This window comes from Maridesulfovibrio bastinii DSM 16055, assembly GCF_000429985.1.
Taxonomy (GTDB): Bacteria; Desulfobacterota; Desulfovibrionia; order Desulfovibrionales; family Desulfovibrionaceae; genus Maridesulfovibrio; species Maridesulfovibrio bastinii.
Map to the genome: position 1 here is coordinate 1 of NZ_KE387014.1, position 14,883 is coordinate 14,883.

Here is a 14,883-nt window from a genome sequence, read left to right on the forward strand (position 1 = left end):
ATGCTTGTGACATTTCACCCGAAGAATCGATGCGCGTCCGTTATGCGGGATACTTTTGATGAATCGCAAGAACGTGTCCTTAATCCGAAAAGAAGAACTGCGGCATTGCGGACAAACTGGTTTACCCGTCCATTCCACCTCAAGAATTATCGGAAAATATGACACAACCTTTTTGATTGCAAAATCGGGCAGGCCGATTAAGATTCGATCCATAAATTGATCTCCTTTCTTTGGTCGGAAATTTGATCAATTTATAGGGCATATCGAGTCGGTTCGGTATGCCTTTCTTTTTATCGGATTATCCTATCGCCCCTTTCTTTGAGGTAGAGCCATAAGAATGCGGAATTTCAGCCTCGACTATAGTAAAATCAAACTAATATAATATTAAATCCTAATAATTAAAAAATTTGGACACAAAAACTAAAAGGTATAACCGAATCGATCAACGTCATCTTTATAGCGGATTAACAATTTCTTGGCAGACTCGGGTGAATAAAAATTTCTATAATCAAGATAGCTAGAAAGTGGCTGGTTTAAAAGAGAAGCAGAGATATCTCCTAAGCAACCCGAAATATCAATATCACAACATTTAGTTTTTTTCATTTTCAAATCCAAAGAAGCATTAAAATCGAATTCATTGTTTAACTTCTGAACCAAAGCATCTAAATGATCCATGTCAAAAATATTGACCTTGAGATCCTCAGGGACAAAATAGGATTGTGGCTTTAAATGAGGATCAAGTTCATCATCTGATACGTTTAAGACATAGTAAAGTAAGTCGTTAAAAGAGATTCTCTTAGAATTATCTTTATAAAAAAGTGAATTTATACCCAAATTAAACCCTTCCAGCTTACTGACAATAAACTTTTGAATGTAACAGGAAGCGAATCTTGCCCATGGATTTCGTACAACAGAAAATGTAAAAAAATCATTTTTTGCGAGAAACTTCTCTAAATATTTGTAACTAACTCGACGGTTGAGTCCCAAGCGCAATCTACAAAAATTGTGGGTCTTACTTGGATTTTTTTTCGAATATTCGTGTAGATCATCCATTAAATCGTGTTCCCTCATAAACCAGTGATGAATCGTAGTGGATGCATTTTTAGGAATAGGAAAATATAGCAGATTATATTTCTCTGAACAAATTGCACTTTTATATTGGAATAAAGATGGCATAATTATACTTCTCCTAATATTATTACTATAAAAAATGTACACAATATTTATAGTAGTAATATAAATCGTGATAAGTATGAATATCTTTTTTAACTTTCCACTAATATCTTCCTTTTTAAAGCAACCACTATCAGAAAAAATAAGCCCAGTACTAGCGACCAGAAGTATTAAAACGAATTCCTGATGACCGGAATCTTTCTAAGTATCACTGCAGCTACAACCCATGACATAAGAATACCGCCTGCCATCACGGTCAGAGATTTGATGAAAAGCGGCATGGTTAAAGGCCGGATAAGATATGCAAAAGGATATAAGATTAGTGGATGCACAAAATAGATACCATAAGAATTATCTGAAAGACTTTTCCAGATAATCCCAGAGCTGTTTGCAATCTTTTTCATTAGCACAATCAAAGTCATCAATGCTGACAGGCAAAAGCAATTAAATAAAAGGGCATTACCAGCTTTAAGTAACAGCGTATTTTGTGCTGAGGCAGGAATCGTAAGACGATAATTAAGATATAAATATCCTGAAATCAGACAAACAGCTCCCCACACAAATATATTTGGCGAAAACTCACCGTTAATGAACCATTTTTTTTGAAACGCATATAAGCCAAGAATAAAATAAGTTATATAAAGCGGAGCCCTGTTTGGCTGAAAAATAAAAATATAAGCATCGCTAAACCATGTATCCAAAGAGAAAAATTTATTTAAACTCAAAAAGCAGCAGGAATTAAAAAGTATAAAGAGTATAAAAAAAAGATATGAGGGTCTCCCGGAAACTCTTTTCATCATCCTGAAACTGGCACTGAACTTATACACAAAGCTTAAGATTATAAAAAACAGAAATAGAACTCCAAGAAACCAGTAAACAGACTGCTGAAACATTTTTTGCCAGAATTCATGAGTCAAAAAATGAAAAAAACTGACATCAATATTTCTTGAATATAAAGTTATGTAGGTTGTGGGTGGAGCAAGAAGAAATACTCCAAGAATCCACGGGAATCCAATCCTTTTAAACTTATCTTTAAGAAATAAACCACTCCCGCGTTTTGAGAGTGATGGATATGCAAAATATCCCGCTAAAAAAAACATCGCCATCATTATCGGAACATCTAAAATCAACACAATCATGGTAAAGACAATACTCTTTTGAGTATCCAGAACATACCACCACTCAGGAGCATAAGCCATATACACGAGTGAAGAATGCAGAACGACAACAAGCAGAATTATCACAGATCGCAGATTATCTAAAAAAAACATTCTTGAAGACGCGTCAGGCATCATTTACCTCATAGATTTTAGTATGATTAAAATTCTAACAACAGTAAAGACTATAGCTGCAACTATCAATATTATAATCAGTAAACTCTAAAAAAAGCCTACCACTTTCCATCTGATTGTTGCATACATTCTGCACGGCTTAAATATCATCAGAATATTTTGACACTAATTTTATTTTTTTATACTGGAAGTAATATTTTCCCCATAAAAACAAAGGTAATTTTAAAATGAAAAAATATAACCTGTTATTTTTTATACTATTATTTTTCGTAGTATCTTCACTGCAAGGCTGTGCAATACTTAAACCGGCAGAAACAGCCGAAAGGTCCAAGGCAAACACAGGGACACTTGTTAAAGCCCAACCAGAGCCCTCAAAATCAATAAACCGGCACGTAACACATCTTGATCATAATATTTTCAACAAAACCATAAAAGATCTTGGTTCCAGAAACGGAAAGAATATTCTGGTCATAACCAATGCCGGGTATGGAGATCTAAACGGAAAAAGTTCTGAAAAAATGATTGATATGATCTCAGATGGAACAGGATGCACTCCGGGAAGAGACTCCCTGATTACAGTGCATACACCCTACTACGAACCGTTCTGGGCTGCGATAATAGAAACTGAATCCTTCAAGTGTACTTTCATTAAAAATCAGTCAGGTAATTTCAAATATACTAATCTTGACCTTTCACCACGCAATATTCTGACTGCTGAAGGCTGGAACAGCGCCATGAAAACGAATGCAGGCACACGCCTGTTTTCAATCGTATCAATTGCTTATGCGGCTGATGCCGGGGCGGACTGGAATATGCTCAGGGCTGCGGAGCTGCACGACCATTTCTGTCCGGGATTAAATGCCGGTTTTATTGTTCAGGCGTATATGGAAAAAAACTTTCCACTCGCAGCTGGAGACAAATATATATTTGTCGGAGCACCGCCGATGTGTGCTATGGATGCCCTGCAATCGCTTAACGGAGCAACCCCCGGTAAAAAAGGCGTTTTTTCCATGCGTATAGCAGACATGGTAAACGGAGCTATCGCCAAAGATGGAATAAAACCGGTCATAATTGCAATGAGGGTGAATAAGAATAAGACTGACGGGGCAATACTGGGATTTGATTTTGACCGCATCAGCAAAACAACAGGGGTAACTTCAGCAGACTTAAGTCCTGAAGGAGGACATTCAAACCCTCTGTTTTACATTTCAAGAATCAAAACTTCATGGAAAATGGCAGGAATGCCGATGAAAGATAAAATGGCCTGTATTGAGGAAGTAAAAAAATTCTCAGGCCCTGCTGCTCTGGCCTATAAAGTTGAAAATGCCAAAGCCAACCCATACGCTCCAATAATTCTTTCCGATTTCTAATAAACTGTAATATGAAAATCCCGTAGCATTATATGTTACGGGATTTTTGTATGTTTATCATAGCTGCTCAATATTTTTTAACCAATTACTCACTTTACTGACATTGCGGCTTGAGATAGTTTGCTGTTTTTATATCAACCAGACACTTAACCGGAGACAATATGTCTACTTCACAAGAACCGCGCATGCATTCCGCGGAGCATTTACTAAATCAGGCAATGGTGCGCAAATTCAACTGTAACCGCTGCTTCAGCGCCCACATAAATAAAAAGAAATCAAAGTGTGACTATAAATTCGATCACGCTCTGGAAGATAGTGACATCATGGAACTGGAAACTGAAATAAACAATGTAATTTCAGGAAACTGTGATGTTCGTGAAGAATTCGTCACCCTTGAAGAAGCCGCTGAAAAATATAATCTTGTCCGCCTTCCCGAAGGGGTTGAGAATGTACGCATAGTTCACATTGGCGACTTTGACAGCTGCCCCTGCATTGGCGAACATGTATCAAATACTTCCGAAATCGGTAAAATAAAAATTACTTCTCACGAATATAAAGACGGAATTTTAAGAATACGATATAAACTTTCAGCACCTGAATAAATTTTATTTTTATATTCTATAAAGAACCGACAAAGTATCCCCGCTGAAATTCTGATTTCAGCGGGGATACAAATACTAAGACCGAAAATATTTAACAAAAATCCAAAATGAATTTTACCGAAATATTAGCTCTATCACTTGCACTTGCTATGGACGCTTTTGCTGTTTCTGTTGCCAGCGGAATATGTCTGCGGGAAGTAAACAAACGTCAGGCGTTCAGGCTGGCATTTCATTTCGGACTTTTTCAGGCCCTGATGCCCGTCATAGGATGGTATCTCGGGCTGTCAATCAAGAGTCTGGTCACAATTTTCGCCCCTTGGATAGCTTTCGGGCTGCTTACTTTTATCGGGGTTAAAATGATTATTGAATCCCGTGAAGAGGATAAACAGGAATGCGATACAGCTAAAGATCCCACAAAAGGTTTATCCCTGATCATTCTATCCATAGCTACAAGTATAGACGCTCTTGCGGTGGGACTTTCTTTTTCAATACTTAATCGGCCGATATTTTTTGCAACCACTGTGATAGGTATAGTCGCCTTCATCATGACGGTTATTGGAATTTACCTTGGCAAAAAAGTAGCAGGAGCTCCAAAACTCGGTAAAATAGCCGAGCTTACTGGAGGAACGGTTTTGGTTCTTATCGGCTTAAAAGTACTATTGATCGGATAGTTACAGTAAATCACACTGATGACTTCATTTAAAATAGTGGACAAGATGAATTTTTTTGTTTTTACTCAATTTCAGGTATTTTAACTAAACTGGAATAGATTCACGTTTTTGAATCTAAGGAGGGTTACTTTTACCAGATGCCTTTATTGCAGACACCGGCCTACAAACCACCACTGCCCTTTAAGATAGGGCATTTTCAAACTATATTTCCACGATTTTTCCGTAAAATTCCTCTTCCGCCCATAGTAAAAAGACGGATAACAACTCCAGACGGAGATTTTCTTGATGTGGACTGGCATCTGGCAGGAAGCTCCAGACTGGCTGTCATCTCCCACGGTCTTGAAGGCAACTCCCGTAGAGTCTATATGCTTGGAATGGCCAGGGCTCTTGTTCTGGCCGGATGGGACTGCATTGCCTATAATTTCAGAGGCTGTTCTGAAGAAATGAACAGAGCTGCAACAATGTATCACAGTGGTCTGACGTCCGACCTTGATACGGTTGTAAAATATGGCCTTGAAACAGGACATTATAAGGAAGTAGCCCTTGTCGGGTTCAGCATGGGCGGCAATCAGACGCTTAAATACCTTGGAGAAAATCCGGAATCAATTCCACAGCAGATCAAAAGGGCCGTATGTATTTCAGTGCCATGCAACCTTGCGGCATCTTCAGCAATGCTGATCAAAAACTCCAACAGAATTTACACTAAATATTTTCTACACAGCCTGAAACAAAAAATACGTTTAAAGCACGAACAGTTCCCGACACTCTACCCTGTTAAAAATCTGGACCGCATCAAAACACTGACGGAATTTGATAATACATACACCGCCCCGATTCATGGTTTTAAAGATGCTATGGACTATTACGACCGCAGTTCGTGTACCCAGTTTTTATCAAATATTAAAACGCCCACACTAATCCTGAATTCGAAAGATGATCCATTTCTGGATGATTCGTGCTATCCAACCTCTGAGGCAATTGCCAACAGCAATGTTTTTCTACAAATCCCCCTGTATGGCGGACATGTCGGCTTTGCTCAATGGCCTATGGAAACACAGTTCTGGTCTGAAAAAAGAGCTATAAGATTTTTGAACACATAGCAGGATAAAGATAAAACGCCCCGATTCAGGAATCATAGACCTTGAAAGTCAATATGAATTATCGGCAAGGACCTCTTCTGTTGAGCTGAAAATTCTGAACAAAGAATCAAGCCTCATCATTGTAAAGACTTTTAAAATATCTTTATTCAATGACGTAAGGAAAATGTTTTTTTCAGGGGGCATTTTTTTAGCCAGCATTATCAGCACACTGAAACCGCTTGAATCAATCAGCCCGACTTTTGAAAAATCGAGTATATAATTTCTAAATTCGTTATCCAGAGAATTCTCCACCACTGCACGAAAATCCACTGCATTTGTGGTATCAATTCTCTCAGCCGATATCCTGAAGATGAGATTTTCTCCGGCAGGTTCTTCCACAACAAGAGCCTGTTCAGTAAACCTTGGAATTTCAGCCATGTCTAACCTGCCTTGAAGTAATATTTCAGAAAAACTTAAACCCAACCAGCCTGGTCCTTTTTCTTATAATTACATAATAGGTCTATAATCTTCAATACTGATATGGCTTTTCTCGGATAAAAAAGGAATCTCTTATTACCTGCGTTTAGTATAAGCCTCATAAATTTCTCTAAGCAAATCCTCTTTCCGTAATGGTTTGGGAACATATCCATCCATGCCCATCTCAAGACAATGTTCTCTGCTCCCGCTTATTGCATGGGCTGTCAAAGCAATTACCGGTAGACTTGAAATCCGCTCAGAATCACTTGCCCTGATTGCTGCTACAGTTTGAAAGCCATCCATTTCAGGCATCTGCACATCAAGAACAACCAGATCATAATTATCTTTTTTAAGGGCCGAAACAGCCTCCACTCCATTTCTGACAGAAACAACAGAGTGCCCTTCCTGCTCAAGTATTATACTTACCAGGTTGCTGTTAACCGCATTATCTTCCGCAATTAATATTTTTAAAGAGGGAAGCTCCGGAACTTCTTTCTCCTTTTCATCCACTACAGCTTGCTCTTCACGCACTTCGCCAACAGCTTCAATGTCCAATTCGAACCAGAACTTACTGCCCTTTCCAAGACTGCTGTCTACGCCTATATGTCCGCCCATAAGCTCAACAAGAGATTTTGATATGGCGAGGCCTAAACCTGTACCACCTTTAGCGGCATCATCCCCCTGATCCAATCGTGAAAAAGAATTAAATATTTCATTTAAAAATTCCTGAGGTATTCCGGGGCCGGAATCTGTAACACTGAAAATGAGTTTATAAATATTGTTTTCAAATGATTTGACAACAACTGACAGTTCAACTTCTCCCCCCGGAGCGAATTTAATGGCATTACCGGTCAGATTAACAAGCACCTGCCTTAATCTGCCAAAATCACAATACAAGTGATCAGGGATACGCTCTTCAACAGAACTCTTAAGAGTAATTCCGGCGTCCATAGCCGAAGGTTCCAGAAGAATAACAATATCCTTGAATAAAGCTCTGATGTTGAATGATCCGGGATCAAGTTCAATCTTTCCGGCCTCAACACGTGAAAAATCCAGAATATCATTGATAATTGATAGTAAAGCTTCGGCGCAGACCTGAACGGCTTCGGCCCACTCCCGCTGTTTTCCGGTGAGCTTTGATTCCGAGAGCAAAGTGCTCATACCAATAATACCATTCATGGGAGTACGGATTTCATGACTCATATTCGCAAGGAAACGGCTTTTCGCTTTACTTGCCGATTCGGCCCTGTTCATAAGCAACTGGGAACTTTTAAGAGCCTTTTCCAATCCCGCTCTGGCTTTCTCCGTTTCAGCCTGCGAATCATACAATGCGGCGAGTGAATTTCGATAAGCCTTCACAATGTTTACAAAAACAAAGCTGACAAGCGCTAGTAACAGCATAGAAATAACTATAGCAAAAAAGGCAATTCTTATGAGTTCCCCGGAAAAGCCGCCCCGCGGTATGGAAATGCCGAACATGAAAGCCGAATCGAAAATTCTAACCGGATAATAAGCTGTAAAAAGTTTATGCTTATCCTGCTCAGCCATAAACCATGTCTCCGCAGTCATACCCTCAAACTGGCCATTGAGATCTTTAAGTATGTCATCGGTTCCATGAAGTTTAAAAATTTCGCCTTCATTTTTAATTTCTGAATTGAAGGCGGATATAATTTTTCCGGCAGGAGACATAAACCAGACCCAGCTCTCCGGTGCGAGATAAAGATTGCTGCTGGCCTTTCTGAAAAAAGAGCGGACATCAATTTTGATAACAACCGAATAATAGCACCCCACAACTTCACCAACACAAGGCTGAACATAGTAGACTGAATTATTTTTATAAACAGCACCGGACTGCCCTGTTAAAAAGCGACTCCGGGCAGCAATCCGGCCTCTTGATAACGAAAAAGTATTTCCCCTGACCCGCTTGAGGCAGACCCTGCGCCCATCCACCGCATATACACAGATACTGGAAATCATATCCTGATATTTTGTATAAAACCTTTTTGCCGAAAAAAGGTCGGAACTCATGTGGTCCTTGGCATCAAGGACAAGCTTAAAATCCCCTGATGCCACTCTGCTCTTTAGATCATCCACAAAATTCAGATATAAATTTTCAACTACCCGCCCCTAGGTACGAACCCTGTTAATAAGGGCCTGACGCCGGACAACTTTTTTATCGGAAAAAACAGCGGACAGGTAATAACCCGAAAGTCCTATAAAAAATAAAAGCAGAACCACACTGCACCAGAAAAGGGGTGAAAAAACAATTCTCCCCTTCACATCATTATTCATTTTTTCAACATAACTTTCTTTAATCATTGGCCCTTATCAACCTCAATAATTGTCCAGTCGAGACTGCTGATCTTTTGGACAAAAAGACTGTAGCTCTCTCCATCGCTCTCAAGCTCAAAAAAACCTTTATCAGAGTTCAATATTGCACGGGCCAACTTCCTGACAGCTCTTTTACGGCTTTTTAATATTGAATAATCATCAGACCTGAAAGTATCCTGATATATCATTTCAAAATATTTATGGTCCCGGAGTTCAGGAATACCAAAGACTTTTCCGGCCTGTGCCCCGGACCATACGGTGCTGCCTCTGGAGTCGATAACAATAATTCTACTTTTAATTGCGGCAGGTATATACTGTTCAATTATATTTTCAACAGCAATATCAACGCCGGCAACTCCGCAGAACTGATCGTTGTAATAGACAGGAGCAAGAGCTGAAATCATCCAGCCCCTTCCGGCAGGATCAACATACGGTTCTTTAGTCCAGACCTTTGTACGCCCGAAGTTCTTGTAAGGTGCAGCCAGATTATAAAAAAGGTAGTCGGTAAGATCAGATCCCGGAACCACTTCATGCCTGCTCATAGCCGGAGAAAGACGGCATACGGATTCTTTACTCAGATACCACGCCTGAATAACAAATGGATTATCACTGACTATTGAGACAAGCAGAGGGTCTACGGCCTGAGTGAGATAGGCCACTTCTTTTACCGAATCATCAACCGGAACATAACCGGAAGCGATTACCGAAACATTTATATCATGATCGGCACTGTAAAATATTCCATTTTCAAACATCCGGTAACCGGATTTATCAATAGACGGAACATAGCTTGAAGCATTTGCATAAGCTCGGCTTAAAGCTTTGGACAGATTCTGAGCATCGTCCATAACAACTGAAAGCTCATAGTTGAAACTGCCTATCATAAGGTCAAAATCAGCATCCCTATCAGTATTATCCGAGCACCCCGTAACGCAGGTGATCATTACAAATACAAGTATGCAGTATATAAAATAAGCTGTTTTTTCTGCCTTCATTTTTGCTAACCTTAATAAAACACCAGTAAAACGTGTTATATTGATGACTATATAAAATATGGTAAACTAAAAGCCTGATAACAGCAAAAAAACAAAATATCTCCTAAACAGTCTGAACACTGCTTAAAAACCGGGAACGAAAAAATGCCGCTACATGGATTTTCCATATAGCGGCATTTAAACTTTCATAACAATTTTGATTTCCAGTTGAAAACAAAATAAGTCTTATATGTAAAAAACAACTAAATCACATAATCAACGGCACTTCTGGAAGTAACAACTTTTTTAATGAAATCAACGCATTCAAGATGAAGAGGATGAATAGCATAAGCATTGAGCTTCTCTTTATCATCAAATTCTGTGAAGAGAATAACATCACACCCGGGTACGGATTCAAAAACATCGTAACTGACTTCAATATGGTTTAAAAAATCAATTTTATCAGCCAGAGCTTCAAGAATCTCTTTCATCTTTTTAGCATTTTCCAGCTTGGTTGCTCCTTCAGCCTCATCCTTAAGAGTCCACATAACAATGTGCTTAATCATTTTTAAAGTCCTACCAACTATTAAGAGTTTTAAAAACAGACACTGCCTGAGCAGAGTAGCAAAACCGATTAGTTACGCATTTCTTCAACAAGTGCAACCAGAGTTCTAACCTGATCCGACAGGGAGTTTGCCCCTTCTGCAGCGTCAGAACTGTTTCTGGCATTATCTTCAGCAAAGGAGTCAATTTCAGCGACACTGCGGTTGATTTCTTCAGATGTGGCCGACTGTTGTTCCGCGGCAGTTGCAATTGAACGAATCTGATCAGCAGCAATTCTTGACAGCTCAACAATTTCAGAAAGAACCTGACCGGACTTTTCTGAAAGATCAGTTGCACCTGAAACAGCTTCTACAGTCTCATCAACACCCTTCACGTTTTCTCGGGCAAGAATTTGAATGGAGTTGATACTTTTTTCAACTTCATCGGTAGCCCCGATAGTTTTTTCAGCAAGTTTACGGACTTCATCCGCTACAACGGCAAAGCCTCTGCCGGCCTCACCAGCACGGGCAGCTTCAATAGCAGCGTTAAGAGCCAGAAGATTGGTCTGGTCCGCAATATCATTAATTACACCCATGACACTGCCGATTTCAGCCGACTGTGCTTCGAGTTTTCCCATAATCTCTTTAAGCTCTGTTGTTCTGTCATGTATCAGGCCCATGGCACTTATGGTGTCACGCACAACAGTTTCACCTTCGGAAGCCTTTTGCATTGTATGCTGAGAACCTTCATTGGTTTCAGAAGCATTACGTGCAACTTCAAGCACCGTGGCATTCATTTCTTCCATAGCTGTAGCAGTTTCAGCTACACGCTGTTTCTGGAAATCACTTGATTTAAGAATATTTTCTGTCCGGTCCACAACCTCACTGACGATTTCAGTAATTTTTTCAATTACCCCTTCAATCTGATGGGCTGCAGCCAGCATACCTTCCTTTTTAGCTCCTTCGGCTTTAACCAGAGCTTCCTCAGCCTTATGCATGGCATCTTCGGCGGCTCGGGCCTGCTCCTTGGCTTCTTCTTCCTTATGTTTGATACTCTCAAGATTGCTGCTGAGAGTTGAGACCATTGAATTCAAGGAAGACTGCAATGTGGAAAGTTCATTTCTACCTTTAGGATTAAGAGAAACGCTAAGATCACCTTCAGATACAGCTACAGCTGCGGCACTTGCTTCCTTAAGCGGACCGACTATTGAACGAATCATAAGCAGAGCAAGGGGCAGGACGATAAGAATAAAAACAGCTCCGATTCCAAGGAAAATACGCAAAGAAATTGTATGGGCGCTGTCGTCCATTTTATTGAATATGCGCTGTCTTTCAGTTTGAATATTGTCAATATAGATACCGGTGCCTATCCACATGTCAGTGCCGGGTATCATCATAGCATATCCGAGCTTGGGCTGAAGTCCTTTTCCGGGCTTGTTGTAAACATATTCAACAAAACCGCCTCCTTCACTGGCTCTTTTAGCCAGATCGCTGACATAATAAACACCGTTCTTATCCTTAACTCCGCTCAATTCCTTACCGGTAACAGATTTATTTGTCGGAACAGTGACAACGGTGGTTTTCTTATAAACAAAGAAATATCCGGATTTGTCCTTTTCGAACCTTATATCTTCCACCGCATTTTTAATAAATTCTATACGGCGTTCTTCTGACGGAATATCTCTTATTTCCCGGGCAAGAGACATCGCCATAGAGATAGTTGCAACTCTCAGCTTATCCTTCTGGTCCTTGAGCATTACAGTAGCTGTTTCTGTTGCACCTATTTCGGTCACATTGGAAATGGCCATCCTGAACATATAACTTGTTATAATCACAAAGACGATAATTACCGAGATTAAAACTATAAACCTCCCGGCAACTGATAAATTTTTGAACATCACATCCCCCCTGGCGGGTAAAATTTAACACAATTGTTTCTCCCCAAAAACAAATTGTGTCTGTTTAGTTACATATAACCTATATTTTTAACAAACTACATTAGATTTATAACGCCCACCAATAATAGTCTGATTGATGTGAAAAAAAGGCCCTCCCACCGGGGCGAAAGGTGGAAGGGCCCGAAAGCGGCGTTGATATTACCGGAAGAGTTCAGTTGCGAGGTGAATTATTCCGGAAATGGAGGCAACAACTTAATGTTACGCCGCGCCAATGCAGATCAGAGCTTCCTGTTGTTTGACGACAGGAAGATCGCATTAATTATTTTTTACGCTCTGCCAGAGCTTCGGCAATATGTCTTACTTCAATATCGAGGCCCATCTTTTTGGCTCCACCGCGTAACTGCATTACACAGCCGGGGCAGTCAGTAAGAAGAACATCGGCGCCGGTAGCTTTGACATGCTCTATTTTCTTTTCAAGAAGCTGCTGAGACATTTTGGGGAATTTCATTGAGTAAGTTCCACCGAAGCCACAACAAACTTCCTCTTCTTCACATTCAATGTACTGGAGACCTGATTTCTTCATCAGTTCACGCGGTGCATCTTTAACTTCCAGTCCTCTGCAAAGATGGCAGGGAGCATGATAAGTAACTTTGCGGCCGACTGTATCACTGAAATCAGCTTCAGTAAGGCCGAGTACATCATTCATAAATGAGCTGAAGTCGATTACCTTATCTGCAAACTGCTGAACTTTAACCTCAAAACCAGGTTCGTTACCAATCAGTTTGGGATAGTTGTGTTTGAGATGTGATGCACATGAGGCACACATGGTCAGGATGTAATCGTAGTCAGCAGCATCAAAGGCGGTCACGTTCTGGATGGCAACTTCAACAGCAGCCTTCTTTTCACCCATCATCTGAACAGGAAGTCCGCAGCAGGACTGATCCATAGGGAAATCAACAGCAACATTACGGCCTTCGAGCATTTTAACTGTAGCAACAGACTGTTCAGGATAAACAAAATCCTGCACACATCCGCTGAACAGAGCAACTTTCAGAACCGGCTTGTCAACTTTAGGCTTAACATCTTTCCACATATCACGGAAAGGTTTGGCAGCTACAGTAGGCAGAGCGCGGAAGTTGTGCTCGGGTGAGAAGATCATGGGCAGATGACGCAGGAAACCGTCTTTTCTTGCCACAGGCTTCTGAGCATATTTAGCAGTCCTTAAAAGAGTGTGGAAAAGCTTGCGGTTTTTAAGCAGCTTTCCAAGAAGTGTGGACTGAACAGGGCTGCCTTCTTCATCCTGAATAAGAACATGAATTTCTTTAATCAGTCTTGGCAGATCAATACCACCGGCACAGATTTCCTTACAGGCTCCGCAGTTAATGCAGTTCTGAACAAGGTTTTTGGCTTTTTCTCTTCCGTGGAAGAAGTAAGTCAGAATCAGTCCGATAGCACCGATGTATATGTGTCCCATTTTGTGTCCGCCAACAAGACGGTATACAGGACAGACGTTGGCACATGCACCGCAGCGAACGCAGCGCAGTACCTGGGAGAACACCGGGTCCTTTGCGAGAGCGCTTCTTCCATTGTCCAAAAACACGAAGTGCACTTTTTTCCTGTTATCCTCTGCCGCCGCGCACTCGTTGGACCCGGTGATCCAGGTTACATAAGAGGTGATCGCCTGCCCGGTTGCATTACGGGGCAAGACCTTGAGCACGCGCAAAGCGTCGTGCAGTTTAGGGGTCAGCTTATCCAGTCCCATAAGAGCAACGTGTACTCTGGGAAGGGTTGTGACCAGACGGGCGTTTCCTTCGTTGGTTACCAGACCGATTGTACCGGTCTCGGCAATAGCGAAGTTACCCCCGGAAATACCCATGTCAGCTTCAGCAAACTTCTGGCGAAGTTCACGCCTTGCAACTTTAACCAGCTTTTCAATATCAACACCCTGTTTGCATCCGGTAACATCGGTAAACAGATCGCTTACCTGATTACGGGAAAGGTGAATGGCCGGCATAACCATGTGGCTCGGGCCTTCATGGCGAAGCTGAATAATCCACTCTCCAAGGTCGGTTTCAACAACATTGAGACCGAGATCTTCAAGATGGTGGTTGAGGAGAGTTTCCTCAGCGGTCATTGACTTGGATTTAACAATATTCTGACAGTTCTCTTCTTTTGCAATACGGCCGATAATTTCGTTTGCTTCAGTGGCTGTTTTTGCCAGATGAACAACGGCGCCGCGTTTTTCAGCTTCTTCTTTAAACTGAGCATAGAGAGAATCCAGACGAGTTGCAGCATCATCCTTGGCACATGCAACTTCACTGATAAGGGCTTTTTCGTCCATATCAGCAAATGCTTTTGCACGGCTGCCACGGTAAGCAACAACGAATCTATCCATTGCTGTCCGCAGAAATTCATTTTGCAGGGAGTCCTGCAACTGATCGCGGTACTGTTTGAGATCTTTTGCGTCCTGCATT

Annotated in this window: 14 protein-coding genes; 4 read left to right on the forward strand and 10 right to left on the reverse strand. The window is 40.9% G+C overall.

Annotation, left to right across the window (positions count from 1 at the left end; translation table 11 throughout):
• The 3 genes from G496_RS21370 to G496_RS0114460 form a co-directional block, all read right to left on the reverse strand.
• The coding region (locus tag G496_RS21370) for a hypothetical protein (RefSeq protein WP_027179448.1) at positions 1-213 on the reverse strand (213 nt) is incomplete at its 3' end.
• A gap of 207 nt (positions 214-420) precedes the next feature.
• The gene (locus tag G496_RS0114455) at positions 421-1,176 is read right to left on the reverse strand and encodes a sulfotransferase family 2 domain-containing protein (protein WP_027179892.1); all 756 of its coding nucleotides are present in this window, start codon (positions 1,174-1,176) and stop codon (positions 421-423) included.
• 167 nt (positions 1,177-1,343) lie between these two features.
• Positions 1,344-2,468, reverse strand: a complete 1,125-nt coding sequence (locus tag G496_RS0114460; RefSeq protein ID WP_084407584.1) for an acyltransferase family protein — start codon at positions 2,466-2,468, stop codon at positions 1,344-1,346.
• A gap of 224 nt (positions 2,469-2,692) precedes the next feature.
• Here G496_RS0114460 and G496_RS0114465 point away from each other — a divergent pair, with 224 nt between their 5' ends.
• The 4 genes from G496_RS0114465 to G496_RS0114480 all read left to right on the forward strand — a co-directional run bounded on the left by G496_RS0114465 (position 2,693) and on the right by G496_RS0114480 (position 6,208).
• A complete protein-coding gene (locus tag G496_RS0114465) occupies positions 2,693-3,835 on the forward strand; it encodes an FmdE family protein (protein WP_027179894.1) in 1,143 nt (380 codons plus the stop codon).
• Positions 3,836-3,996: 161 nt separating this feature from the next.
• The gene (locus tag G496_RS0114470) at positions 3,997-4,437 is read left to right on the forward strand and encodes an alanyl-tRNA editing protein (RefSeq protein WP_027179895.1); all 441 of its coding nucleotides are present in this window, start codon (positions 3,997-3,999) and stop codon (positions 4,435-4,437) included.
• Positions 4,438-4,544: 107 nt separating this feature from the next.
• Complete coding sequence (locus tag G496_RS0114475; protein ID WP_027179896.1) at positions 4,545-5,108, forward strand: manganese efflux pump MntP; 564 nt, start codon at positions 4,545-4,547, stop codon at positions 5,106-5,108.
• A 137-nt stretch (positions 5,109-5,245) separates the two neighbouring features.
• Positions 5,246-6,208: a YheT family hydrolase gene (locus tag G496_RS0114480; protein ID WP_027179897.1), complete on the forward strand. Its 963-nt coding sequence runs from the start codon at positions 5,246-5,248 to the stop codon at positions 6,206-6,208.
• A 48-nt stretch (positions 6,209-6,256) separates the two neighbouring features.
• Here the strand turns inward: G496_RS0114480 and G496_RS19925 are convergent, their stop codons facing one another.
• The 7 genes from G496_RS19925 to ldhH form a co-directional block, all read right to left on the reverse strand.
• Positions 6,257-6,625: an STAS domain-containing protein gene (locus tag G496_RS19925; RefSeq protein ID WP_051295073.1), complete on the reverse strand. Its 369-nt coding sequence runs from the start codon at positions 6,623-6,625 to the stop codon at positions 6,257-6,259.
• A 135-nt stretch (positions 6,626-6,760) separates the two neighbouring features.
• A complete protein-coding gene (locus G496_RS20690; protein WP_051295074.1) occupies positions 6,761-8,737 on the reverse strand; it encodes a response regulator in 1,977 nt (658 codons plus the stop codon).
• Between the two features lie 54 nt (positions 8,738-8,791).
• Positions 8,792-8,983, reverse strand: a complete 192-nt coding sequence (locus G496_RS0114495) for a hypothetical protein (RefSeq protein ID WP_027179898.1) — start codon at positions 8,981-8,983, stop codon at positions 8,792-8,794.
• On the reverse strand, positions 8,980-9,990 hold the full coding sequence (locus G496_RS0114500) for a PDC sensor domain-containing protein (protein ID WP_027179899.1): 1,011 nt from the start codon (positions 9,988-9,990) through the stop codon (positions 8,980-8,982). Before G496_RS0114500 ends, G496_RS0114495 begins: the two co-directional genes overlap by 4 nt.
• Positions 9,991-10,232: 242 nt before the next feature.
• Positions 10,233-10,535 carry a Dabb family protein gene (locus G496_RS0114505; RefSeq protein ID WP_027179900.1) on the reverse strand — a complete coding sequence of 101 codons (303 nt, stop codon included), beginning with the start codon at positions 10,533-10,535 and terminating at the stop codon, positions 10,233-10,235.
• 68 nt (positions 10,536-10,603) lie between these two features.
• On the reverse strand, positions 10,604-12,409 hold the full coding sequence (locus tag G496_RS0114510) for a methyl-accepting chemotaxis protein (RefSeq protein WP_027179901.1): 1,806 nt from the start codon (positions 12,407-12,409) through the stop codon (positions 10,604-10,606).
• A gap of 319 nt (positions 12,410-12,728) precedes the next feature.
• Positions 12,729-14,882, reverse strand: coding sequence for an L-lactate dehydrogenase (quinone) large subunit LdhH (gene ldhH, locus G496_RS0114515; protein WP_027179902.1), 2,154 nt, complete (start codon positions 14,880-14,882; stop codon positions 12,729-12,731).
• Position 14,883 lies beyond the last annotated feature (1 nt).